Source organism: Marinomonas primoryensis, from assembly GCF_013372285.1.
Classification (GTDB): Bacteria; Pseudomonadota; Gammaproteobacteria; order Pseudomonadales; family Marinomonadaceae; genus Marinomonas; species Marinomonas primoryensis.
The window spans coordinates 3666255-3690914 of sequence record NZ_CP054301.1 but is presented as its reverse complement, the minus strand read 5'-3'; the positions used below and the strand labels follow the sequence as shown (position 1 = coordinate 3690914).

Sequence of the window (24660 nt, the reverse complement as noted above, 5' to 3'; positions counted from 1 at the left end):
AACCCCAAGGTGAGTGAATTTACCTTGGGGTTTTTTGTTATGAACGATTTAAAAGCAGTTAATTAACGCTGTTTTGTTTCGTATTCTGGGTGAATCCAAACAGGCACGTCTAGGCTTGGTAACGCGTCTTTTCCAAGAATCATATCTGCCGCTTTTTCTGCCACCATGATAGTCGGTGCGTTCAAGTTACCGTTGGTGATCGTCGGGAAAATTGACGAATCCACTACACGCAGGTTGTCAATGCCACGAACTTGGCAAGCGTCGTTCAACACCGCCATCGGATCGCTATCGCTTCCCATTTTACAAGTACAAGAAGGATGATAAGCACTTTCTACGTTCTCTTTCACCCATTGGTCGATGTCTTTATCACTTTGAATATTGATGCCGGGTTGAATCTCTTCGCCACGGTACATATCCAATGCGGATTGCTCAAGCACTTCACGAGTAAGACGAATGGTATCGCGCCAATCTTGCTTATCTTGTTCGGTTGAAATGTAATTGAACAGAATGCGTGGTTTGGCTGCTGGGTCTGCGGATTCAATCCATAACTTACCGCGACTCTCTGGTTTGTTTGGTCCAACGTGGACTTGGAAACCATGACCATCAACCGCAGCTTGGCCATCGTAACGCATAGCGGCTGGCAAGAAGTGGTATTGAATGTTTGGCCATTTCAAACCAGCACGAGAACGAATAAAACCACAAGATTCAAAATGGTTGGTTGCGCCTAAACCGCTTTTAAATAAGATCCAGCGTGTGCCGATTAAGCCTTTGCTGATCAAGTCCAGTTTGCCATTTAGCGTCACTGGTTGCTTACATCGGTATTGGAAGTAGACTTCCAAGTGATCTTGTAAGTTTTCCCCGACACCAGGCAGTTCATGTACCAGGGGGACACCGGCTTTTTCTAAAACGTCTTTTGGACCCACACCAGACAGTTGCAATAACTGTGGTGAGCCAACTGAACCTGCTGACAAAATGACTTCTTTGCTGGCATACACTTGACTGACTTGACCTTTCTTACTGAACTCAATACCAACGGCTTTTTTGCCTTCAGCGTTGTTACTTTCAAATAAGACTTTGTGGCTCAGTACGCCAGTTTTCAGTGTTAGGTTAGGGCGTTGCATAGCACGACGTAAATAAGCGTTAGACGTAGACGCCCGTACACCATTTTTCACTGTCATGTGCATTGGGCCAAAACCTTCTTGGCGATGGCCATTGTAATCCGCTGTTTCGCCGTAACCTGCTTGGTTACCTGCATCAATAAATGCTTGATACAGTGGGTTGTAGGTCATGTCGTTGCCGTTGTTGGTCGACAAGGGGCCTTCGCCGCCGCGATAAGTGTCTGCGCCGCCTTTCCAAGATTCTGCCTTCTTAAAGTAAGGTAAGCAGGTTTGGTAATTCCATCCCGCTGCGCCGTTTTCTTCCCATTGGTCAAAATCGCACGCGTGGCCGCGAACATAGACCATGCCATTGATGGAAGAAGAGCCGCCCAATACTTTACCGCGTGGGCAATGCATTTCGCGATTATCCAGGCCTGGCTCTTTGTCAGTATGAAACTGCCAAGCGTATTTATCTGAGTTCATCGGGTAAGACAAAGCGGTTGGCATCTGGATAAAAATGCTTTTATCCGAACCGCCCATTTCTAATAGTAGAACGTTGTTCTCGCCACTCTCTGTTAGTCGGTCTGCCAATACACACCCAGCAGAGCCAGCACCAACGATAATGTAATCGTATGTTTCGATTGTCATGGTGTGTCTCGCTTAGTAAGGTTTTTGAATGTCGTTGAGATCAACAAAAACGCTCTTGTTTTGTGTGTAGTGGTATAACGTATCGATGCCATTTTCACGGCCAACACCAGACTCTTTGTATCCGCCTACGGGCATTTCTGCAGGGGAAGAGCCCCATGCGTTTATCCAACAAATACCGGCCTGCATTTGATTAATGACACGGTGTGCGCGAGCGAAGTCTTTCGTGAAGACGCCAGCAGCCAAACCAAACTTGGTATCATTTGCACGCTTGATTACTTCGTCTTCATCGGTGAAGCTAAGAACCGACATCACAGGACCGAAGATCTCGTCTTGTACTTGTGGCATGTCGTCTGTGCAATCAGTAAAGACCGTTGGCGCAACAAACGCGCCTTTGTCTAAGCCATTTTCAGTGACTTGGTAACCGCCACAAAGCAAGGTTGCACCCGCGTCTTTTGCCGCCTGAATGTAACCGAGTACCTTGTGCATGTGGTCTTTCGAAATCAAAGCGCCTACTTGTGTTTCCATGTCCATTGGGTCGCCAATGATCATGGCTTCAGTGCGAGTTTTTAATTCTTTGGTGAAAGCGTCCATTATGTCTGCGTGAACGAATACGCGTGTGCCGTTGGTGCAAACTTCACCTTGTGTATAGAAATTCGCCAACATCGCTGCAGAGACAGCTTGGTCAACGGGCATGTCTGGGAAGATGATCATAGGCGATTTTCCGCCCAGTTCCATGGTCACATCTTTTAGAGACTGTGCCGATGCAGCCATGACTTTTTTGCCTGTACCGACTTCACCAGTGAAAGAGACTTTGTCGATGCCTGGGTGAGCCGTGATCATTTGACCTGTACGACCATCACCTTGAATCACGTTAAACACGCCATCTGGTAAACCGGCTTGTGTGTAGATTTCGGCTAATTTAAGAGCCGTTAAAGGCGTTTCTTCTGAAGGTTTGAAAATCATCGCGTTGCCAGCGGCCAGCGCAGGGCCAGATTTCCACATGGCGATTTGAATAGGGTAGTTCCACGCGCCGATGCCAGCGCAAACGCCTAATGGCTCGCGACGAGTGTAGAAAAAATTGCCGTTGCCAAGGTCTTGGTATTCGCCTTGTATTTTATCGGTTAGGCCTGCGTAATATTCAATGACGTCAGCGCCTGTTTCAATGTCGACACAAATGGCTTCTTGAAGCGGTTTACCGGTGTCTAGTACTTCTAAGCGTGCGAGTACTTCGTTGTTTTCACGCAGTAATTCGGCTGCTTTTTTAAGGATACGGCCACGTTCAACAGGGCTCATTGCGGCCCAGACTTTTTGCCCCTTCTTGGCGGATTCAACAGCAGCATCTAGCTCGGCTTGACCGGCGTGCTCAACGGTTGCAATCACTTCCCCTGTGGCAGGGTTAATGGTTTCAAAGTGCTCTCCGCTGGTGGATGCATGGTAGCGGCCGTGAATGTATTGCTGCTGATGTGCCATGATGTGCCTCTTATTGGTTAGTCTGTTTCGATGTTCTGTATGGAACCATCGAGGTATTAATATTTTTTGTTAAACGTACGTTCAATAAAAAACATTGTACACATTTTTGATCTGCAATGGCAGTCGAGTATCAAGAGGAAGGCGTGAAGAGGACGCTTACGAGCCGTTTATGGCGTGAATAAGCCAGTCAAAAAAAAGATTTTTGATCAGAAGAATCGCCTCTTTTTGACAGTGAAAACAAAAAGAGGCGTAGGAGAGCTATAGGCTTAATATCCCGTTTGAATCTTGGCTTAAAGGGCTCGGTACATAGGCGTCTGCCATGTCATCGTTTAGCCAGTACTGGTTGTCAATAAGGTAGCGGAATTGGTAAGTGTGATCGATTTCTAGATTTAAGGTAGAAGCAAAGACGCCCGACTTTTGTTTGCGTAATGGGTGCGCTGAAGCGTCCCAATTGTTAAAGTCACCAACCACCGAAACGTTCTGGCCGTCACCGATCATGTCTGCTGATAGGGCAAATTTCACTTTGCATTTTGGCTTGGTTTTTAAATATGTTTTCTCGATCATTTTCAGCTCCATGGCCTAGTGATAGACAAAAAATTAGGCTACTGCAAAAGCCTGAGGGTTAAAGAAACGACTCTTTAATTAAAGAACAGGCAAAACTTACGCCATATTATCTAAGTGATTAATCTACCGATAAAAAGCGTATTACGTGCTGTCTAAGCCGTCTTTGGTTGAGTAAAAATCGCCTCTATATTGGGTATTAATGCCCTGTTATTGGGCTTACGAAATGAATACAGTCCTGAGACGTAAATTCACAATTAGACGCGTTTAAATGTTCTACACTCAAAAGACACCAACAATAATAAAGAGGTGTTTTTATGGATATTCAAATGATCGTTCTCATTGCATTGAGCGTGATGCTGGTTATTAAAATTGTGTATCTGGTTGCTTTTAAACGCTCAGACCATGAGCATCATCACTCTCATGGTCACCATCACGATCCACGGTCGTGAACTAGCAATAAAGCTAGAGGTGATTCACTTCGTTGTGCCCTCGGTAGCGTTTGTTTTTCGCTTCTTTGACTGTATTGAGGTCTACCAGGACTAAACCGTCCACGCAGTAGCCAAAGTCTGAATCGACACCAAAGTCTAAGAAGCGAACTCCGCCCGACTCACATAACTCACTGTATTGCTTAAACAGCGTTGGCACACTGGCGCCAAAATGGCTGAGTTGTTCTTTTAAAACCCTGAAGTCTTCATCGTAATTGTTGCCACTAAACAGGGTTGAAATGATGTCAGCGTGCTCAGTATTGACCTGATAAGGCGTAAAAGAGCGCGCTAAGTGTTCTTTGTCTGCGAAATACAATCGGTAGAATGACACGATGAAATCTTTTGCCACTTGTGGGTAGCTATTGCTCAAACTCACGGGGCCGAACATGTAGCGTATTTCTGGATGCCGATCTAGATAAGCGCCAATGCCATACCATAAATAATCTAAGCTGCGTTTGCCCCAATATTTAGGTTGGATAAAGCTTCGTCCTAGTTCGATGCCTTGTTCAAAGTAAGGCTCCATATCACACGAATATTGGAACAGTTCTGCGCTGTATATTTTATTGGTTTTTTCTTCTTTCATGTAGCGTGCGACTTCGCCTATACGATAAGCCCCGACTATTTCTAATTCTTCTTCATCCCATAAAACCAAATGCCGATAGTGCTGGTCGAATTTATCTAGGTCAGAACGTTCTCCTGTGCCTTCGCCGACTTTACGAAAGGCAATTTCACGTAAACGCCCGATTTCTTTCATCGTGACCGACATAGGGTCGTAATTGAACAGGTAAATCTGTTTGTTGTCTTTGGTGCTACCAAGGTGCTCTGACTGTTTAAGTTCTTGTCGTATTAGCTGTCTATTCTGTGGGTGCTCAACCGTTTTTTCTGTTTTCAGCAGGGGCTTTTTTCCCTTGGCGATACGGTACAGATGGCGTTTTACCAGTTTATTTTTTTCTTTGTCACTCAATGGCAACTTAGCCAATTCTTGGATCGGAATCGCCTGGCCTACTTGCATGGGAATTTTACGGTTCTTTTGGCGAAACATTTCGTTGGCAAGTTGAAGTGTAGACAGAGGCCGATACAAAAGTGAGCTGGTGTAAAACAACATGGAATTGCGGCCACCTATGTGTACAGGTAGCAATGGACTATTGGTTTTTTGCGCCAGTTTTAAGTAGTTCTGATTCCACTGTTGGTCTTTTACGCCACTTGGCGACATACGAGACACTTCGCCAGCGGGAAAAATAATCACGGCTTCTTCATTGTGTAGACAGTTCATAATGGCTTTAAGTTGCTGACGCCCCGTTTTCCCCCCTAAATTATCGACGGGTAAAACGAGGCTTTTCAAACCATCAAATCCCATTAACAGATCATTAGCGACGATTTTGACATCCGGACGTATTTCACCAATGAGTCGGAGTAACGCCAAGCCGTCTAAAGCACCGAGAGGATGATTGGCGATGATCATCATACGGCCACTGGCAGGGATATTTCGGCGATCAACTTGACTCACTTGGTAACTAAAGTTGAAGTGATCCAGTATACGATCAATAAATTCGAAGCCAACACAGCCGTCGTTTTTTTCCAGGAATTGGTTTACTTCATTTTCGTGGAATAAGCGTTTTAAGACACTTAACGTAGGGCGTGTAATAAATGGGCTTTTATCGAAAAACTGAGGAGATTTACTGGCAATCATTTGCTCGACTTGTATCACAGTGTTGCTCCGCTCTAATAAGTATTTTTAGTTCTATTAGTGAGAGTAGAGCGTCAATATGACAGAGTCGTGACGTTTGTATGGCGAAAATATGACCAGCCATAATAGTGATTGGGAAATTAGATGAGCTTTAGGCGATGGCGAGTGTAAGCCATCGTCGAACTAGTCAGGCGGTGTGTGGTCGTTTTCTTTTTCGAATTTGTAAAAAAAGTTCCACAAACAATATAGGGTAATACCTACTGCGATGGTGGCCCAAATTGGTTCATTCGATACCCATTCAAGAGCAGACCATGCTACGCATAATAGAGTGACAACAACTCGACGCCACTTAGGGCGAAAAAAAGCGCGATCAGAATCGGTAAGCATAATATTCCTGTGTCGGTAAGAGTGTCATTGTAGAATTGTCTGGAACAATGATTTGATCCGCCAACCTATTTGCGTTTCAGAATGGGCTTAAAACAGCATTTATAGGGTTGGCGTACAAACGAAAATAGCGTGGAGTATTTTGGATAAACCAAATACTTTTTAAGCTTGCTGTGGTTTCGTTTTGCTATTTCCTAGAGATATATGGCGTGATCCTGTGAGCTGAGATTGACCGCTAACACCTGAATTGATTTTATCTATCTGCCCACCACGAGCAAGGAATTCTTGCATTTGCTTTTCAATGGATTCTGACGTCTCCGAAGCGGCCGGCTGTTTCTTCTTAGTTGCCATGATAAATAGTCCTTGTTTTTAATTTGAACAAGGACTATACCAGAATTTCACAAAATTTGCTTGTTCTAAGCGAACGTCTACAATCGTGCACCTATCATTGGCTATGGTGGCTTGGATCATGCTCCTTTTTATACATGGGAGTACGGGTGGTAACGACGAATGATTGGGTTCAAGAGACGGGTGAACCAACCTGTAAATTCAATTGGTGCGTCCAACACGGTTAAGCAAATACATTCGGCATCTTTAGTTACGATGGGCTTATGCTTATGACTAACGTCGCGATTAATAAAGTCACCTTGTCGATAAACGCCACTCTCGTCAGAAAAAGCACCTTCTAACACCAAGGTGATTTCATCTCCGGTGTGAGTATGAGTGGGCATATGTGCACCTGCTTTTACTCTTGTTAGCGCAATTTGTGCTCCACCTTCTTCGTTATAAAGCGTCGCAATTTTAAAAGAAGGTGATAAGCGTAGCCAAGTGAGGTCGTCGTAACCTTTTGTAATGAACTGGCGCAAGCTGCTAGGGATATTATAATCGTCCCATTGGCTGTGGCTGGCTTCTTGCGTTGGTTGATTATCGACACTTTTTTGAACAGGCTGTTCGCCTAGGTTCTTGAAGAAGCTGTCCTTCAAATTACTTAACTGACGACTTTCTGTTTTTGCTTGATCAAAAAGGTGCGAGCCCAGCATTTCTAGTTTTCTAATTTGCTGTTGGCATTCTGGGCAACGTTCTAAATGCGTAGACACACACAAAGAATGTACCAAAGGCAATGAACCCGCCGCGTAGTCGGTTAATATTTCTATCGATGGATGGTAGTTAATCATCGGTACTACCTCTTAACGTAAATAGTGAGTTTGTGTAAAGCAAGACGAACGCGGGACTTTATTGTGCCAAGTGGAAGCGATAACTCTTCGGCGGCTTCTTTATGGGTTTTACCCTCTAAGTATACTTTTGCTAATACTTGCTTTTGGTCTGATGGCAATTTATCTAATCCTTGTTGAATACGTTCTTGATCTCTTTTTTGCTGTGCGTCTTTAAATGGATCAGCATTTTCATCGATCACATTACGCCATAAGTATTCTGGGTCGATGTCTGATTGATGTCGGCTGTTTTTGCGTAAATAGTCGATTCGGGCATTTCTTGCCAAGGTAAAAACCCACGTATTAAGCGAAGCCGCTTCGGGCTTGTAGGTGTGAGCTTTATTCCATATACGAATCATCACCTCTTGAGCAATATCATCGGCCATTATGTTAGAACCGGGTTGTGCGGCCATACAAAATGACCTCACTCTTGGAACATAGTGATCAAACAAGCGTGCTAAGGCGGCTTGATCTCTGTGTTGAGCAATGGCAAACATGTCAGCCACTCGCTGTTCATCGGGTTGTAATGTTTTTGCGCGTTCCATTGATTGCTCCAGAAAGGAAGACGGTCATGACGCTTTGTGCGATTTGGTTTAGTTACGAGCCTAGTGTCAGTGTGGATCACTTTCATTGTAGTAAACAATAGAAAAAATACGTCTATCGAATGGTGCCTTTCTTTTTGTCTATAGCATCCGAAAAAAAATAGTGATCCAACCGTCTGTTTGATACGTTTATTAGTACCATGAGATATGAAATGAAAATCCTCTTTTTAAAAGCAACAGTGCAGGTAAGTGGCGAGTATGACGGACTCTAAAATGGACGCGAAATCTTTATTGATAGAACGTTTTAAAGCATTCTATCAAGATGTGAAGCATCCACAGCTGGATAAAATAGACGACGTTTACACGGAAGATGTGTGGTTCAAAGACCCTGTCCATGAGTTGCGAGGCGCGGACAAGTTACACGCTTACTTGTCCGCCATGTGTGTCAATGTACACAGCGGTCGTTTTGAGTATTTGGATCAGGTCGTGTCTGACAACACGGCGTATATCAAATGGAATATGCACTTTAAACACCCGAAATTAGGCAATAAAACCATTACAGTGCGCGGTGTTAGCCAGGTGCAATTTAATGAACGAATTTACTACCATGAAGATGTTTATGATCTCGGTGAGCTAATCTATGAACATGTGCCTTTATTAGGCGCTGTCGTCAAAGGGCTAAAAAAACGTTTAGCGATGTGATTTAAGGAGAAATAGGTGAGTCATACAACAGGAAATGGTGTGGTTTGGGTGACAGGAGCCAGTTCAGGAATTGGCCTTTCGCTAACCAAGCGTTATTTAGACGAAGGCTGGCGGGTTTTTGCCAGCGCAAGAAGCCAAGGTGGCCTTTCGGATTTGTTAGCGACGTATGACACTTTAACGTTTATTCCTTTTGATATCACCGATGAGAGCCAAGTGGGTTTGGTTAGAGAAACGCTGAGTCTGCACACACCTTATTTAGACTGTGCTGTGTTAAATGCGGGGACGTGTGAATATTTAGATATGACGGACACGGACCCAGACTGGAAAATGATGGATCGAGTGATGTCGGTTAACTTTTTTGGGTTGGTAAACAGTGTCGATGTCTGCTTGCCATTGCTTAAAAAGTCGGCGCGTCCTCATTTGGTTGGCGTCAGTTCTCAAGCGATTCAAGCGGCTTTCCCACAAGCGGAAGCTTATGGCGCTAGCAAAGCCGCCGTTCGATACTTCTTGTCTGCGTTAAGAATGGATTTGAAGCAGTTCGGCATCGACGTGACGTGCTTATTACCCGGTTTTGTCGACACACCATTGACTCAAAAAAATACCTTTTCCATGCCTTTCCTTATGTCAGCAGATGACGCCGCAAATCGAATGTATTCGGCGTTGGCGTCTCGCCCTTTCGAGTACGCGTTTCCGAAACGATTGTCTGCCATGTTGTGGGCCGGAAGACATTTTCCGACATTATGGCTTTCTTTGTTAGCGCCTAAAAAAAACAGCCAGCAATAGATTCAACAAATACATCAGCGTGGCTGGTTAATGACGACGTACATTAAGGAGACAATGAGTGAAAATTGCCATTATAGGATCGGGGATTTCAGGCTTAACCAGTGCCTATCTTTTGCAACAACAGCATGATGTAACGGTATTTGAATCCGCAAACCGTATTGGCGGACATACCGCCACGGTAGATGTTGAAGAAGGTGGACGTACCAGAGCCATAGACACGGGCTTTATTGTTTTTAATGACTGGACGTACCCTAATTTTATTCGTCTTATGGACGAGCTTGGCGTTCCTTCTAGAGCGACCGAAATGAGCTTTAGTGTGAGTTGCCAGCGTACTGGACTTGAATACGGCGGCAATGATCTAAATACCTTGTTTGCCCAGCGCCGTAATATTTTCAACATTCCGTTTCTTGGCATGTTGAAGGACATTTTGCGATTCAATAAAGAAGCCATCCAAGATTTAGAAAGTGGTCAGTTAAAAGAAGGTGTGACATTAGGTGAGTATCTAAAAGAAAAGGGCTATGGCGCTCGTTTTGCCAGCCATTATTTGATTCCCATGGGAAGCGCCATTTGGTCATCGACACTCGACGAAATGATGGACTTTCCATTAGTCTTTTTTGTTCGCTTCTTTAAGAATCATGGCTTGCTGAGTGTGAATGACCGTCCGCAGTGGCGTGTGATTGAAGGCGGATCATCGGCGTATTTACAGCCGTTGGTTGCTAAATTTAAAGACAGAATCCAGCTGGGAGCGCGCATCACCCATGTCCAGCGTTCGGATCATGATGTTGTGATTCAATTTGAAGGTGGCTCTCAGCAGACTTTTGATCAAGTGGTGTTCGCTTGTCATAGCGACGAAGCATTACGTTTGTTAACGGACCCAACACAAGACGAGCAAGCGATTCTTGCTGCCATTCCTTATCGAAATAACGAAGTCGTGCTGCACACTGATACCAGATTGTTGCCGAAGAAAAAATTGGCTTGGTCAAGCTGGAATTATCATCTTGGCGCGGATCGAACTAAGCCTGCGACACTCAGCTACAACATGAATATCTTGCAGCATTTCTCCAGTAACACTACGTACGTGGTGACGTTGAATCAGACCGACATGATCGACGAAGACAAAATAATAGGGCGCTATCAGTACGCTCATCCTACTTTTTCGTTGGAAGGTATTAACGCTCAGGATCGTTGGGCAGACATTAATGGTGTTAAAAATACGTGGTTCTGCGGCGCGTATTGGCGCAATGGTTTTCATGAAGATGGTTGTTGGAGCGGTGTGCGTGTCGCCAACGGACTGGGTATTACTTGGTGAACAAAATGGATGGTAAGACAGAGCGTGTTTTGAAAGACAATTACGTACCCAAACACAGCGCTATTTATCATGGCACGGTTCGTCATCGTCGATTTTCACCTCGTGGTCATGCCTTTCGCTATCGTATTTTTATGATGTACTTTGACCTAGATGAGTTAGACGATGTATTGGCGATGAGCCCTTGGTGGTCGATGACGTCTTGGTCTTTAGCGAGGTTTTCTCGTAAAGATTATTTTGGTGATTCTGCCTTACCGATCAAGCAAGCCGTGCAGGCGGAAGTGAATCAGCGTCTCGATCTGACGTTATCCGGTTCAGTGCGCATGCTCACTAACTGTCGTTATTTTGGCTTCATTATTAATCCCATCACCATTTATTACTGCTTTGATGAAAACGAGCAGCTGCAGGCCATGTTGCTTGAAGTCACCAATACACCGTGGGGCGAAAGTATTGCCTATGTATTTAAGTGTGATCCAAACCAAGTAACGCAGCGTATCCAATTTAGTAAAGCGATGCATGTGTCTCCTTTTCATCCTATGGATCATTTTTATGACTGGCGCAGTAATGTGCCTAGTAAAAAATTAGCGGTGCATATGCAAAACAAAGAGTTGGCTGGTGAAGAATGCGTGTTTGATGCCACGTTATCACTGTCTCGTATTCCGCTGACGTCGTCTTCTATGGCAAAGGTACTGTTTAGTTACCCTGTTATGACGATGCAAGTAGCATTTGGAATTTATTGGCAAGCACTTAAGCTTTGGGTGAAAAAGATTCCTTTTCACTCACACCCTACTAACTCATCGTCTACCACCAAGTAGAAAAACACATTAGGAGACTAATAATTATGAACTCCGTCAGTATGGATAATCGTAAAGTGAGCAAAAACCGAACAACAACATGGTTTGATAACCTAGCGCGTAAAATGGTATTTACCATGTTAGAACGACTTGAAGTCGGTCATCTTACCTTGGAAGAAAATGGCGAGACCTATCTATTTGGCGAAGAAAAAAAGGGTTCAAAATACATCGCTCACATTCATATCCACGACATTCATACTTACCGAGATGTGTTTTTAAACAGCAGTATTGGCGCAGGCGAAGCGTATATGAAGGGCTGGTGGTCTTCTTCGGATGTGGTTTCGGTGATTCGTTTGATGGTGGCCAACCTTAATATTATTAATAAAATGGACGCCAAGCGGCCCATTTGGAGCCGTATTGGCGCCAAAATAGCTCATAGATTAAACGCCAATACCAAAGACGGATCGAAAGAAAATATCTCGGCCCATTACGATCTTGGCAATGATTTTTTCTCGCTCTTTCTTGATCCTACAATGATGTATTCGTCTGCGGTTTATCCTCAAAAAGAGGCGTCTTTGGAAGAAGCGTCTGTTCACAAATTAGATCGTATTTGTCAGAAACTTCAACTTAGCAAAGACGATCATCTGTTAGAAATTGGAACGGGTTGGGGCGGAATGGCGATTCACGCCGCGAAACATTATGGCTGCCAAGTAACCACGACGACCATTTCTAAAGAACAATATGAATTTGCTAAATCACGAGTCGAAGCTGAAGGGTTACAAGATAAAATTACCTTGTTGCTAGAAGACTACCGAGATCTACAGGGTCAATACGACAAGTTGGTTTCTATCGAAATGATTGAAGCCGTCGGACATGAATACTATGACAGCTATTTCATGAAATGCAGTGAGCTATTAAAGTCACATGGTGTGATGGTCATTCAAGCCATTACTATTGCGGATCAACGTTATGATTATGCTCGCCGTTCTGTGGACTTTATCCAGCGTTACATTTTCCCCGGTGGTTGCTTGCCATCTAATCAAGTGATTGCTCATAAAATCGCTTCTAAAACCGACATGCAAATTATAGGGTTGGAAGACATTACTGAGCATTATGCAAGAACCCTGGCTGATTGGCGGGCGCGTTTTCATGAGGCGCGTCATGAAGTCGCCGAAATGGGCTTTGACGATGTTTTTTGCCGGATGTGGGATTTCTACCTTGCCTACTGTGAAGGCGGCTTTAAAGAACGAGCGATCAGTACTGGACAATTTATTTTTGCCAAGCCAGATCATCGGCTCTCTATTGAACAAAAATAGACGAGGCGAATAACATGCAGCGTTTAATTAATGCCGTTCTGTTTCAGCTCGTATGGTTCGTTTGTTTATTGGCTGGCAATGTTTGGGCTCTTGTGGCGACAGCAGCGTATTTATTGTTGCATGATCGCTACTTTATGCACACTCGTAGGGAGTGGCGTTTACTCGGAGTATTTTTGGCACTTGGCATCATGATTGATGGTGCTTTGTTTCAGCTAGGATTATTTTCTTTTGGCGCCAATGTTACCAGTCTGAATAGCTTCCCTCCTTTGTGGTTACTTTGTCTGTGGGTCAGTGTTGCTACTTTATTTGCTCACAGTTTGGCTTTCTTGCGTTCTCGCTATTTATTGGCTGCTACAATGGGTTTGATCGGGCCGACATTGAGTTATTTTGCCGGCGCGAATCTGGCAGGTATTACCTTAGCAGATCCGATTTGGTTATCCCTATTGGTGGTGGCGTGTGTTTGGTCAATGGTGCTGCCATTTGGGCTTTTCTTAGCCGAGAAATGGACACTATTTCAAAAGTAAGGATAAATCATACAATGAAGCGTTCTCTTAATTCTTTATCTAAAAAGTGGCCTGTAGTCATGGCACTTTTTACCTTTCTATTTAGCTCAGTTGCTATAGCTGAAGCGCTTTCTTCTAATATTGTGGGCAGTGCTTACAGTTTAAAAACAGGGGCTTTACTGTACCGCGAAACCCATCAACCGCTCAGTGATAAAACGTATAGAGTCGAATACTCAGAACCTAATGGTACTGTTTTTGGGCATAAGACAATTGACTTATCTGAGTCTGCTATAACACCCAGTTTTAGTCAGGTTAATGACCGTAATGGCGAAAGAATTGACGTTATGCAAACGAATAACACGTTGCAAATAGCGTATCAGGAAAATAGTGCCATAGAAGCAAAAAAAGACTCGGTAAAATTGGTCGCAGGAATGATCGTTGATGCGGGTTTTGATGCCTTTATTAAACAATATTGGGACGCGTTAGAAGCAGGTAATCAGATGGACATTGAATATCTGGTTCCGAGTAAGCAAACAACGTTTACTTTTCGGTTCAGTCAAGCGTCTTGTGTTCAAGGAACTCAAAAAGGGGCGGAATGTTTCTCTCTTATTCCGGTGTCTTGGTTTGTAAAGCTCGCAGTGGATCCAATCATTGTGGCATACGAACCGGTTCAAAAAAGGCTATTACGATTTACTGGCCGTGCGAATATTTGTGATTCGCAGGGTAAATACCAAAGTGTCGATATTCAATATCGCTATTTATAAGCTCGATTTTTTTAGGTGATGTTATGAAATCCATGATGAAACGTTTTTTTTCGCCGCTTACTATTGCTTTTTTGAGCGTCCTTTTACTGTCCGCGTGCTCGACACCAGATGTGTCCTTGTACGCAAAGAATGAGCCTAAATTTGAACTGCAGGATTTCTTCTCAGGATCATTAAAAGCACATGGCATTTTAAAGAATCGCAGCGGCGAAGTAATACGTTACTTTAACGCCACGCTAGAAGGTGATTGGAAAGACGGTGTTGGAACGCTTGCCGAGGTTTTTACTTTTGATGATGGCGAAATTCAAAATCGAACATGGATAATGACACCCAATGATAATGGTGAATATACCGCCACAGCGAACGACGTTATTGGTGCCGGCGATATTAAAATTGCGGGCAACGCCTTGTTTATGAATTATGTTTTACAGGTTCCTTATGACGGTGATTTACTGGAAGTCAATGTGGATGACCGCATGTACATGGTGAAAGACGGTGTAGTGATGAACGAATCTATCATGACTAAATTTGGCGTCGAAGTAGGTTATTTATCCATTGTGATTGAAAAAATAAACTCGGGCTTATAATTCTAATAAATATTGTGTGTGTGAATATAATGATGGGTTAAGTATTACTAAGATGCATTTCATTTTTAAATGAGCACTGTATTTTCTGTTTTTTCATGAAAGGCTGCCTTTGGGCGGCCTTTTTTATTGGTGTAAAGATACTTGTGTGTAATTATTTGATGACAGTAACATTTTTTTACAAATAAATTTTATTTATATCAGCGTTCATGGAATAGGAAGTTGCTTAATGTTTAAAAGTATCAACTCAATGATGTCTTCTAAAAAAAGGTGTTTCTTTTATTATGGTTTTATTTCTCTATTCCTAAGCTTGTTTGTGTTTATGTTGGGGCTTTATGCCTATCAATTAAAGAACTTAGAGGAAAGATCTGAGTCTGCAAAAAATGCATTAACACACCGAATGAATGGTATTTTTCTAGAACTGAAGCACATTGTTGATAGCAGCAAACTTTCTTGTGAAAAAGAAGACATTGATATATTACGACGTACTACATTCTATTCACCAATCTTTAAAGAGATTGGTCTGTTTAACGATGATTTTCGCGTATATTGCACAACCTACGGGCCAAGAGATATTGCTATTTTTTCGTCGATTGTGGATCGAATAAAAGACAGCAGCGAGCGTAAAACTGTTTCTTTGGTGCGCTCTCATAGTATTGGAGAAAGTACTTTTTTTGCTTTCTACCAAGGCGCACATGGTTTGGGTATCAATGGTTTGGCTCCGCCCCAAGCCCTAGCGGTAGACGTAGATTACTTGTTGTCGCCTGACCTCCCATACGAACTCACTATTGGTAAGCAAACTGTAGTGTCTAGCGAATATAGCCATAAATCGTCGGTGCTGGCTAAGCGAGTTGAGTCATTAGATGACTGGGCCATCAGTTTAGTGGTCTTTTCGCCTTTCAGCTTGTATTGGAGTCATTTGGTCTCTTTGTTGCCTTTTATTTTTATTTTTTGTGTTTTGTTTTGTCTTATTTTTTATGCTGCTCACGGTGGGATTTTATACTATCGTCACTCTTTGCCGCTGAGTATAAAAAGAGCAATCAAAGACAATGCAATAGACGTACATTTCCAGCCGATTGTGTCACTTAAAGCCGGCGAACTTCATGAAATGGAAGCGCTTATTCGATGGCACTCTCCTCATCATGGTCAAATTTCTCCCCTTGTGATTGTTGAAACAGCAGAACGCCTTGGTTTGATAGATGATCTTACTTGGATGGTGGTTCGCAAGGTGGGAGACTTTTATCGTGAGTATCCTACACAGTTAAAAGAGATAAATATTTCTGTGAATGTGGACCGATACAGTTTGCTCAAAGAAAGCTTCGCTCCAAACTTGGAAGGCATTATTACAGAGTACCCTGAGTTAAAAGGTCGTTTAGGTCTTGAGGTAACAGAAACCAGCGCATTAACGGACATTGAACTGCCACTTATGGTGAGTCGCTTCGAGTACATTAAAACATTAGGTATTCGCTTGTCTGTGGATGATTTTGGAACCGGTTATGCGGGTTTAGATTTCCTTCGTCGTTTCCCATACGACACGTTAAAGCTGGATAAAGTTTTCATCGACAGTTTAAAAGACGATCAGTTTACGCGTCAGATCTTAATCTCCATCACTAAGCTAGCAAAAGAGTTAAACATGGCGTTGGTGGCCGAAGGCGTCGAGCGCGAAGACCAACTTGAAGCAGTTCGAGCGCTAGGAGTGGATCGAGTACAAGGCTATTATTTCTGTCGTCCTCTTCCAAAGGAGCAAGTTATTGCTTGGGTCGAGGAAAACTCGACCCAAGTAGCGCCAGTTTGGTGATACAAGATTGTATTATTGTCTGGCTTCTCTTACTCTTTAGCGCTTCATTTTTCACGCTCAAGGTTATGACATGGCGACTCTGGTTTTTCGGCTTAAATATGTTCCTGATGAAGAGGCGGATGAGATACGTCAATTATTAACCGATCATGACATCGATTTTTATGAAACGAATGCAGGTCGTTGGCAGATATCCATGGCAGGACTTTGGGTTAAAGACAAAGAACAAGCATTAAAAGCATTGGCGCTTATTCGAGAAGATCAAATTCTTCGTGCCCAAACAATGCGACCTATTACGCTTGGGCAGTGGGTGTTGGGTTATCTACAGCATACTCGTCAAAATCCAGCAGAAGCTCTTTTTACCTTGGTTGCTGTTCTTCTCATCTTAGGTATCTCGATTATTCCTTTTACACTGTGGTTATAACAACCTTCAGGCTTTTCTTAAGTAGCGTTACTCAGTGGTTTTGCAAGTAAGGCCGCTTTACGTTGAACCCTTGCGCTAATCAACTGCACGTTAATGGCGCTGACGATCACAATCAACATACCGAACAAGCTTAGTAAGTCAGCGTGGGATGAACTGATACGGTTTGTCCACCAGCCGAATGCAACACAAACCTCAGTTAAAATGAACGCCATAACCGGTGTTAACGCGATAGACGCACTCACCTGTACCGTTTGCCAATACCGCATGGCTTGAGCAAAAGCGCCATAAGCAATCAGTGTATTGAGACAGCAAAATGCCGCAATCCAAGCGTCGTCTGAAGACATACTTAATAATGTGCTAGGGGATGCGAAAGGCAGCATGACGACCAATGCATAGGCATAAATTGCTAATAAAATATTGGACGGCGCTAAGCGTTGGAACAAAGACTTTTGTAATAACGCATACATAGACCATGCCGCTGCAGAGCATTGTACAATCGCAAAACCCACCCAAATTGAGCCTTGATTTCCTTGTCCCAAAATAGGATGGAAGAAAACCAACATGCCTAATCCAATACCAACGAAACACATCCACTGTTGCCAGTGAATGGTGTCTTTCAAAAAGAATAAGCCGCCTAATGCCAGAAATAGTGGGGCGATTTGGAAACTTAGTTGCGCGGAACCCGGCAGCAAAAAATTCAAGCTCCAAGCGAAGGTGGTATAGTTAACAATCAAAAACGTACCAGCCGCTGCCAGGCGTAACCAATCTTGTTTACGAAGATTTTTGAACTCTCCCAGTTTGCCGCGCTGCCACTGCCATAGCCCCAAAATGATACCCGCCACAGAGAAACGTAGCCAAGTGAGTGTAATGGGGTCCGAGAAATCCCCTGAGAGCTTTAAGGCGATTGGTAACATCCCCCAAAACAGTACGGTAATGGAGCTAAAGAAGAGCCCGTACAAAAAAGTCTGCTTGGCGGTTGGCATAACGATAACCTTATATAAAAGAAGTTGTTCTGATTTTCCATAATGGCTTTCCCCCTTCATTAAAGCCAATGCATAATAGGCCTAATCATTATGCATAAATCGGAATTTGGTTATGATCCCCAGCGCATTACAGCATTTGGACCTTAAATCACTCACAGGACTGTTATATTTACTGGAAGAGCGCAATGTGGGTCGTGCGGCGGATCGCTTGTATCTGAGCCAGTCCGCCATGAGTCGATTACTTAATCGACTGCGTGATGCCTTCAATGACCCTTTGTTTATTCGTACAGCAAAAGGCATGGTGCCAACATCGAAAGCATTAGCATTGGAAGCGCCATTAAAGCTCATGCTAGAACAAATGGCAGAGTTGTGGGCAGAGTCTGAATTCCAGCCGCAAAGCAGTTATCGTACTTTCCGTATGCAAACGACGCATTATCAAGCTCAAGCCTATATGCCCGCGATTGCAGAGCAATTCTATCGAGAAGCGCCTTTTGCTTCGTTAGAAACCAGCACGCTGACCGAAACGAGTTTGCTTAGCCAAGCGGAACACTCTCTTGATTTGGCTTTGTGTAGCGAGTACATACAGCTTCCCAATAGTTTTGAAAAAAACCTACTTGGACGTGAAAAATTTCGCTGCGTTATGTCTGCGAATCATGCATTAGCCGCGAAAGAGCACATCACGCTAGATGACTATTTGGCTTATTCTCATGTATTGGTAAATTTAGGCGGTTCTAACCCTGTGATTAGCGATGCATTGCTAGGTGAGCGAGCGAGAGAGCGTCATTTTGCATTTCGTACTCCTTATATGTTGGCAGCACTGGAAACCGTAGGCCGAACGTCTTTATTAATGAGCAACAGCGGTTTATTACCGGAACGTTTTCGAAAGCAATTTGGTTTGGTTATTAAGGACCTTCCGATGGATTTTCCTTTTATTCATTATTATTCAAGCTGGCCAAAATCTGTGGAGAACGACCCCGGTGTGATTTGGTTCAGGGGGATTTGCGAGCGGGTCGTCAAAGCCTTAATTCCTTATCCTAAAGAGTGACGGTTACGCACTTTAGTTCATGATCAGGAATTCGGTTATACTCCCCTTTTGGTTTAACTCAATGGCATCCACGTGGTCTTAAAAAGCAAGAATACGAAAAGCAAACGTACCAATAAACTAGAGCTTCATCCTCGTAATCCGCATCGTGCGCGTTATGATTTTGCGCTCTTGGCGGATTCTTGCCCCGAACTTTCTGGTTTTATCCAACTCAACCAGTATGGAAATGAGTCAGTGGATTTTGCTAATCCTAATGCGGTTAAAACCTTAAACCGAGCCTTACTCAGTCACTTTTATGGCGTTGCATTTTGGGACATTCCACCGAGTTATCTTTGTCCGCCGATTCCCGGTCGAGCCGATTACATTCATTATTTAGCCGACTTATTAGCGACCAGTAATCAAGGAGTGATCCCGCGTGGAAAAACGGTCAAGGTTTTGGACGTTGGTGTGGGAGCGAATTGTGTTTATCCCATCATCGGACATCAAGAGTATGGCTGGCAATTTGTTGGTTCCGATGTGAATCCTATTGCCGTGTCGACCTGCAATACCATTATAAAATCCAACCCCTGTTTGAAAGGCGCGGTTATTGCTCGTTTGCAAACTCACTCGGCTAAGATCTTTGATGGCGTGTGGGAAGAAAAAGACAGGTTTGATTTAACTCTGTGCAACCCTCCGTTTCATACCAGTGAATCGGCGATGATAGATGAATCACAGCGTAAATGGCGTGGTGTAAAAGGTAAAAGAGCGAGCACAGAAAAGCCTGTTTTAAATTTTGGCGGAACGGCGCCTGAATTATGGTGTGATGGAGGGGAAGCTGGCTTTGTGTCTCGAATGGTAAAAGAAAGTGTTCAATACGCCGATCGTTGTTTTTGGTTTACTTCCTTGGTGGCGCGTCAGGGGAATTTAGACACTATCTACCGTACATTAAAAGATGTTGGTGCTCGCCAGGTTAAGACGATTGACATGGCTCAAGGTCAAAAAATCAGTCGGTTTGTCGCTTGGAGCTTCCTCGAAGATGATCAAATAGACTATTGGAAAGACAACTACTGGCAGAATTAAGATGACGGCCAGTAATTGTCTTCTTATGTGCTTTTCTAGAGTGCGATGGCAATTTTAGCGGCAAGGCGAGCGTTGTTAAACACTAACTGAATATTGCTTGCTAGGCTGTCTCCGCCCGTTAATTCAGCGACGCGCGCCAATAAGAAAGGAGTAGATTCCTTTCCGGCAACGCCTTGTTCTTTCATCTCGGCTAATGCTTGATTGATGGCGGAATCGATGGCGGCTTTATCCATCGCAAATTCTTCTGGAATAGGGTTGGCAATAATCACCCCACCATGCAATTGCATTTCCCATTTTGCTTTGAGGAAATTCGCAATGTCATTTGCGGATTGTAGGTTATAGTCGACGGTTTGATCACTATCACGAGTATAAAAAGCGGGTAGAGTGTCCGTTTTGTAACCTAATACGGGAACACCTTGAGTCTCTAAATATTCACGTGTTAACGCAAGGTCTAGAATAGATTTCGCCCCAGCACACACAACAGCCACACTGGTTTTTGCTAGCTCTTGCAAATCAGCCGAGATATCAAACGTTTGCTGTGCGCCTCGATGTACACCGCCAATTCCTCCTGTTGCAAACACTTTAATACCGGCCATTGCCGCAATAATCATTGTTGCTGCTACGGTTGTTGCGCCATGTTGTTTTTGGGCAATAACAAAGGGCAAATCGCGGCGTGAGCACTTCGTTACAGACAAACCAGCTTTGGCTAAGGTGTCTATTTCTTCATCGCTTAATCCCGCTTTAAGGCGGCCATCAATGATGGCGATGGTCGCGGGTACTGCGCCGTTATCACGAATGATTTGTTCCACTTTCTTAGCGGTTTCGGCATTTTGTGGCCATGGCATACCATGAGAAATAATGGTGCTTTCAAGGGCAACAACAGGTTTGCCCGCGGCAATGGCGGCGGCAACATCAGGGTGTATATCTAGGTATTGGTTCATAGTTTTTCTATCCATTGAGTGACGTTTTGAACAGTGAGTTCTGGGTAGTTTGCATGAGCACTTTCTAATGTCATCGCCGCGCAAGCTAGGGCAAAAGAGAGTGAATCGTCGAGGCTTTTATTTTGTTGGCAAGCACTTAAATACCCCGCCAATAAAGCATCTCCTGCACCGGTATCGCTGACCGGTACCGTCGGGTAGCAGATTTTTTGTTGGCTGTGTTCTGCGCTGGTAAAAAGAACACCTTGACTGCCTAGGCTAAGCAATACTTCATCAACGCCTGCATCAAGTAAGGCTTTTGCGAGTTTATTGGGGTCTGTTTCATTTGAGTCAAGAATGGCTCTTGCTTCATCTTGATTGACTTTTAATAAGGTTAATTTCGCTAATATGGGCCGTAATCTAGGTGCTTTCGCTGTGGACACCGCGTCAGCGACAAGTTGAGCAGAAAGAGATTGTCGTGCGAGCCATTCGATGGTGTCGGAGGAAAGGTTAGCATCAATAATGATGCTATAAGCACTTTGCAGTAAAGCTTGTTTACTGCTGAGTTTTTGCGCATCGAGTGTGTCGATGATTCGCATGTCAGCAATAGCGGCTTGTAGCTGCCCACTGTCATTATTGATGGCTAAGTAGGTGCCCGTGGGTAGGGTGTCATGACGCAAGATATTATGTGTTTCTACGCCACTTGCACGAGTTTGTTCTATTAGCCAATTGCCACGTTGATCCAACCCAATAGATGCAATCAAATGTACGTGTTCACCTAGGCGTGCTAAATTTTCAGCAATATTTCGGCCTACGCCGCCGGGGCTTTGGCTGATGGTTCCTGGGTTAGAATCATGAGTGGTTAATACCGCGCTACTGTGGCCATTGATGTCCACGTTGGCGCCACCAATGACGACATAGGTATTTTGCTCTGCGAGTAAATAACCTTTTCCTAAGATATAGCCTTGCCGAGTCAGTTGCATAATGTGCCCTGCAACAGATTCTCTGCTCATTCCAAGTCGGTCGGCTAGGGCTTGCTGTGAGGCAAGTGGATCGAGCTTTATGGCTTCATAGACGCGATAAGTTTGATTTTTCATAGTCAACATAACAAATGTTTAAAGAATTAACATATGTTTATATTGAGTTATATACAAGTGCTTTTTGAGCTGATGTAGCGTAAAAGTGATATAACCCCTATTATTCTTGATCCTCCGTTGCGTTTTTAGGTTTAAGTCCAATAGCCGATTCTATAAGGTCTATGTGATTAGTATTAAAAGAGATTTCAAGGTGTTTAAAAGCTTTCAAGCACAACTCATTATGTTTGTCTTGATGTTACTTGCGCTGGCTCAGTTGGGAACCGCGCTTGCTGTGCTGTCGTCTTTAAAAGAAGACAACTATAGGCAAGGCGTGAACTCCATTGACGTATCGCGCAATGTATTTGATTTGTTTTTAGAAGCGCGTGCTGAACAGCTTACTAAAGGGGTGGAGATTTTGACCTCTGATTTTGGTTTTAAGCAAGCTGTGGCCACCAGAGAAACGGGGACTATCCGCTCTGTTTTGCAAAATCATGGTGCCCGAATTAGCGCGGATGTGTCTATTTTAGTGTCGCCGGGCGGCGAGCTTATTACGGCGACTCAAGCGGTTAATGTTAGTGGCACTATTTCTGAGCTTGTGTTTGCGGCTCGCCGCTCTGGCGGTTCGTCGATTAGTACTATGATCGCCTTGGATAATCGCGCCTATCAGCTCGTATTAGTACCAGTTAAAGCGCCGAATGTGATTGCTTGGGTCGGTATGGCGTTTTTACTAGATCAAACGTTGGCAGAACAAATTAAGAATGTCACTGGATTAGACATTAGCTTTGTTCATGAAATAGAGAGTACCCATACGCTTGATGGTGTATCGACATTACCAGAATACGAAAAAAACACCTTGTTTGACGGTATAGGCAACATCAACAGTATTCTTCAGTTGCCAATGTTTTCTACGGATGAAAAATATTTATCGTTGGGTGTTGATTTAGGTGTCACCGATCAATGGGGCGTCATTCATTTGCCTTACGGACCTTGGATAGAAAGCTACAACAGTACTCGTAATCAGTTGGTCTTAATTTTCACGGGTGCGTTGGCGTTGGCATTTTTATTTGGTGTGGTGCTTGCTCGAAATATGACGAAGCCAATCGGCCGTTTGGTCGATTATGCGACGTTGATTGGTTTGGGGGCCGATAACGAAAAAGTTAAGGCACCAGAAATAAGTGGTGAATTTGGTGTGTTATCTAACACCATGAAAACGATGCAAGACGCGATTATAAATCGAGAAGAAGAACTGACTTATCGGGCTTCTCGTGATCAGCTTACGGGATTATTCAATCAAAGTGCCGTTGAATTATATTTGAGCGAAGCTTTGCCTAAGGTTCAAGGTGGCCTGATACTCATAAATATTCGACACTTCAAAAATATTAATAACATGTTGGGCTTTGATGTTGGCAACGTTTTGTTATCAACAGTGGCGGAGCGCCTTAAAGCGTGGGGTGGCGACACTGATATGATTGCGCGCCTTAACGGCGATAAGTTTTTGCTTATTTTCGGACGCAACATTTCAGAACAAGACTGCGCGGATTTAAAGTGTTTTTTCTGCGAAGAGTTTGAAGTAGAAGAGGGTTCAAATATTCGTCTTGATATCAGCATCGCTGTACTGCCTTTCGAGCATGCAACTGCCGATGTAAACAGCGCCATGCGCCGGTTAGATATCGTTGCTGACAAAGCACGAGAAGAAAGTAATCTTTGTGTGTTCTATGAAATCGGACAAGATGAAAATCACCGTCGTCAGTTGACGATTATTCGGGATTTGCCTGCCGCCTTAGAAAGTGGTCAATTGTTTGTTGTTTACCAGCCTAAGGTTGGCCTAGCAGGCAACGATTGTCATGAGGCAGAAGCCTTGATTCGTTGGGTCCACCCTGAACTCGGTTTTGTCCCGCCGGATGAATTTATTTCTATACTTGAACACGCGGGCAGCATTCAATTATTAACCAAATGGGTATTGAACACGGTGTTGTCTCAACTGAGTCGCTGGTGGTCAGATGGTCATGAAATTCGCGTCGCGGTGAATTTGTCTGCCCATGATCTGGTGGATGAAGCATTGCCGACTATGGTTGCTCAAGCATTGAAAGCGAACCATTTACCAGAACGCGCGTTAGCACTTGAAGTCACAGAAAGCGCTGTGATGAAAGATAGAGTAAAAGTGACCAATGTGCTGAAAGCCTTGCAGAAAATGGGCGTACATCTTGCTATTGATGATTTTGGTACCGGTCAGTCTTCATTGTCCTATTTGCGTGAGTTACCCGTGAATGAAGTGAAAATCGACCGCGCCTTTATACAGTTTATCGATACCAATAAAGGCGATGAGTTTATCACTAAGGCGACCATTGATTTGTCCCATAGCCTGGGCTTTCAAGTAACAGCCGAAGGCGCTGAAAATGCGGAAGGTGTGGCACTTCTAGGGCTATATCATTGTGATAAAATACAAGGCTATTTCTTCTCTAAACCTTTGCTTGCGGAAGATTTCTTTAAATGGCGTGAAAACTTTCATAAGATTTAGCGAGAGTGA

The 24660-nt window shown here is 43.8% G+C and carries 25 protein-coding genes; 14 read left to right on the top strand and 11 right to left on the bottom strand.

What is annotated here, in order from left to right:
• Nucleotides 1-62 precede the first annotated feature (62 nt).
• The 3 genes from betA to MP3633_RS17225 form a co-directional block, all read right to left on the bottom strand.
• On the bottom strand, nt 63-1745 hold the full coding sequence (gene betA, locus MP3633_RS17235) for a choline dehydrogenase (RefSeq protein ID WP_176336458.1): 1683 nt from the start codon (nt 1743-1745) through the stop codon (nt 63-65).
• A 12-nt stretch (nt 1746-1757) separates the two neighbouring features.
• On the bottom strand, nt 1758-3215 hold the full coding sequence (betB, locus tag MP3633_RS17230) for a betaine-aldehyde dehydrogenase (RefSeq protein WP_112134992.1): 1458 nt from the start codon (nt 3213-3215) through the stop codon (nt 1758-1760).
• A gap of 258 nt (nt 3216-3473) precedes the next feature.
• Nucleotides 3474-3779 carry an isoamylase early set domain-containing protein gene (locus MP3633_RS17225; protein WP_112134990.1) on the bottom strand — a complete coding sequence of 102 codons (306 nt, stop codon included), beginning with the start codon at nt 3777-3779 and terminating at the stop codon, nt 3474-3476.
• Nucleotides 3780-4093: 314 nt separating this feature from the next.
• Between MP3633_RS17225 and MP3633_RS19055 the strand changes: the two genes are divergently transcribed.
• Nucleotides 4094-4228, top strand: a complete 135-nt coding sequence (locus MP3633_RS19055; RefSeq protein ID WP_280526385.1) for a hypothetical protein — start codon at nt 4094-4096, stop codon at nt 4226-4228.
• Nucleotides 4229-4241: 13 nt separating this feature from the next.
• On the opposite strand, the gene olsF is transcribed toward MP3633_RS19055, so the two are convergent.
• From olsF to MP3633_RS17200, 5 genes are all read right to left on the bottom strand, one after another.
• Nucleotides 4242-5972 carry a bifunctional ornithine lipid synthase OlsF gene (gene olsF, locus MP3633_RS17220; protein WP_176336457.1) on the bottom strand — a complete coding sequence of 577 codons (1731 nt, stop codon included), beginning with the start codon at nt 5970-5972 and terminating at the stop codon, nt 4242-4244.
• Between the two features lie 162 nt (nt 5973-6134).
• Nucleotides 6135-6338, bottom strand: a complete 204-nt coding sequence (locus MP3633_RS17215; RefSeq protein WP_176336456.1) for a hypothetical protein — start codon at nt 6336-6338, stop codon at nt 6135-6137.
• Between the two features lie 159 nt (nt 6339-6497).
• The gene (locus tag MP3633_RS17210; protein ID WP_112134985.1) at nt 6498-6686 is read right to left on the bottom strand and encodes a hypothetical protein; all 189 of its coding nucleotides are present in this window, start codon (nt 6684-6686) and stop codon (nt 6498-6500) included.
• Between the two features lie 128 nt (nt 6687-6814).
• Nucleotides 6815-7510, bottom strand: coding sequence for a ChrR family anti-sigma-E factor (locus MP3633_RS17205; RefSeq protein ID WP_112134983.1), 696 nt, complete (start codon nt 7508-7510; stop codon nt 6815-6817).
• Nucleotides 7511-7515: 5 nt separating this feature from the next.
• Nucleotides 7516-8091 carry a sigma-70 family RNA polymerase sigma factor gene (locus tag MP3633_RS17200; RefSeq protein WP_112134981.1) on the bottom strand — a complete coding sequence of 192 codons (576 nt, stop codon included), beginning with the start codon at nt 8089-8091 and terminating at the stop codon, nt 7516-7518.
• Between the two features lie 255 nt (nt 8092-8346).
• On the opposite strand from MP3633_RS17200, the gene MP3633_RS17195 reads away from it, so the two are divergent.
• The 10 genes from MP3633_RS17195 to MP3633_RS17150 all read left to right on the top strand — a co-directional run bounded on the left by MP3633_RS17195 (nt 8347) and on the right by MP3633_RS17150 (nt 17056).
• On the top strand, nt 8347-8790 hold the full coding sequence (locus MP3633_RS17195) for a nuclear transport factor 2 family protein (RefSeq protein ID WP_217909023.1): 444 nt from the start codon (nt 8347-8349) through the stop codon (nt 8788-8790).
• A gap of 15 nt (nt 8791-8805) precedes the next feature.
• A complete protein-coding gene (locus MP3633_RS17190) occupies nt 8806-9573 on the top strand; it encodes an SDR family NAD(P)-dependent oxidoreductase (RefSeq protein WP_176336455.1) in 768 nt (255 codons plus the stop codon).
• Nucleotides 9574-9631: 58 nt separating this feature from the next.
• The gene (locus MP3633_RS17185) at nt 9632-10882 is read left to right on the top strand and encodes an NAD(P)/FAD-dependent oxidoreductase (protein ID WP_176336454.1); all 1251 of its coding nucleotides are present in this window, start codon (nt 9632-9634) and stop codon (nt 10880-10882) included.
• 5 nt (nt 10883-10887) lie between these two features.
• Complete coding sequence (locus MP3633_RS17180) at nt 10888-11694, top strand: DUF1365 domain-containing protein (RefSeq protein ID WP_176336453.1); 807 nt, start codon at nt 10888-10890, stop codon at nt 11692-11694.
• Nucleotides 11695-11720: 26 nt separating this feature from the next.
• On the top strand, nt 11721-12989 hold the full coding sequence (locus tag MP3633_RS17175; protein ID WP_176336452.1) for an SAM-dependent methyltransferase: 1269 nt from the start codon (nt 11721-11723) through the stop codon (nt 12987-12989).
• 14 nt (nt 12990-13003) lie between these two features.
• Nucleotides 13004-13513, top strand: a complete 510-nt coding sequence (locus MP3633_RS17170; protein ID WP_176336451.1) for a DUF2878 domain-containing protein — start codon at nt 13004-13006, stop codon at nt 13511-13513.
• 14 nt (nt 13514-13527) lie between these two features.
• The gene (locus MP3633_RS17165) at nt 13528-14256 is read left to right on the top strand and encodes a hypothetical protein (protein WP_176336450.1); all 729 of its coding nucleotides are present in this window, start codon (nt 13528-13530) and stop codon (nt 14254-14256) included.
• Nucleotides 14257-14279: 23 nt separating this feature from the next.
• Nucleotides 14280-14840 carry a DUF3833 domain-containing protein gene (locus MP3633_RS17160; RefSeq protein ID WP_244959722.1) on the top strand — a complete coding sequence of 187 codons (561 nt, stop codon included), beginning with the start codon at nt 14280-14282 and terminating at the stop codon, nt 14838-14840.
• Nucleotides 14841-15066: 226 nt separating this feature from the next.
• Entirely contained in the window at nt 15067-16635 is a 1569-nt protein-coding gene (locus MP3633_RS17155; RefSeq protein WP_176336449.1) for an EAL domain-containing protein, read from the top strand.
• A gap of 70 nt (nt 16636-16705) precedes the next feature.
• Complete coding sequence (locus MP3633_RS17150) at nt 16706-17056, top strand: DUF6164 family protein (protein ID WP_176336448.1); 351 nt, start codon at nt 16706-16708, stop codon at nt 17054-17056.
• Between the two features lie 17 nt (nt 17057-17073).
• Here MP3633_RS17150 and MP3633_RS17145 read toward each other — a convergent pair whose 3' ends face one another.
• Nucleotides 17074-18039, bottom strand: a complete 966-nt coding sequence (locus MP3633_RS17145) for a DMT family transporter (RefSeq protein ID WP_176336447.1) — start codon at nt 18037-18039, stop codon at nt 17074-17076.
• Nucleotides 18040-18151: 112 nt separating this feature from the next.
• Between MP3633_RS17145 and MP3633_RS17140 the strand changes: the two genes are divergently transcribed.
• Entirely contained in the window at nt 18152-19084 is a 933-nt protein-coding gene (locus MP3633_RS17140) for a LysR family transcriptional regulator (protein ID WP_176336446.1), read from the top strand.
• Nucleotides 19085-19156: 72 nt separating this feature from the next.
• Entirely contained in the window at nt 19157-20140 is a 984-nt protein-coding gene (gene rlmF, locus MP3633_RS17135) for a 23S rRNA (adenine(1618)-N(6))-methyltransferase RlmF (RefSeq protein ID WP_176336445.1), read from the top strand.
• 35 nt (nt 20141-20175) lie between these two features.
• On the opposite strand, the gene MP3633_RS17130 is transcribed toward rlmF, so the two are convergent.
• The gene (locus MP3633_RS17130) at nt 20176-21081 is read right to left on the bottom strand and encodes a pseudouridine-5'-phosphate glycosidase (RefSeq protein ID WP_176336444.1); all 906 of its coding nucleotides are present in this window, start codon (nt 21079-21081) and stop codon (nt 20176-20178) included.
• On the bottom strand, nt 21078-22154 hold the full coding sequence (locus tag MP3633_RS17125) for a carbohydrate kinase (RefSeq protein ID WP_176336443.1): 1077 nt from the start codon (nt 22152-22154) through the stop codon (nt 21078-21080). The genes MP3633_RS17130 and MP3633_RS17125 overlap by 4 nt, the downstream gene beginning before the upstream one ends.
• A 190-nt stretch (nt 22155-22344) precedes the next feature.
• Between MP3633_RS17125 and MP3633_RS17120 the strand changes: the two genes are divergently transcribed.
• Nucleotides 22345-24651, top strand: coding sequence for a putative bifunctional diguanylate cyclase/phosphodiesterase (locus MP3633_RS17120; RefSeq protein ID WP_176336442.1), 2307 nt, complete (start codon nt 22345-22347; stop codon nt 24649-24651).
• Nucleotides 24652-24660 lie beyond the last annotated feature (9 nt).